This window comes from Ensifer sp. ENS10, assembly GCF_014852025.1.
Classification (GTDB): Bacteria; Pseudomonadota; Alphaproteobacteria; order Rhizobiales; family Rhizobiaceae; genus Ensifer.
In genome coordinates this window covers 1-237 of the sequence record NZ_JACVAS010000080.1, presented here as the reverse complement: position 1 = coordinate 237, position 237 = coordinate 1, and the positions used below count along the sequence as shown (strand labels likewise).

1 protein-coding gene is annotated in these 237 nt (G+C 66.2%); it reads left to right on the top strand.

All coding sequences use genetic code 11. The annotated features are described in order from the left end of the window. A partial coding sequence (locus IB265_RS36450) for a hypothetical protein (protein ID WP_192496244.1) occupies positions 1-237 on the top strand: 237 nt, incomplete at both ends.

Here is a 237-nt window from a genome sequence, read left to right as displayed (position 1 = left end):
CGATCCGGGTCAAGGCCGACGGCAGCTACGAGTTCCAGGCGGATGCTCCGACGGTCGGAGCATCTCTGCCGGTCAACGGTACCTACACGGTGACGGACGGCGACGGTGATACGTCGACGGCAAACTTCGGCTTCTCGGTGACGGATGCCAACCAGCCGACCGGTGGCTCGGCGTCTGCGAATGTCGACGATGACGGTCTGGCTGGCGCCAACCCGGCTCCGGTTGCCGGTGCAGCGA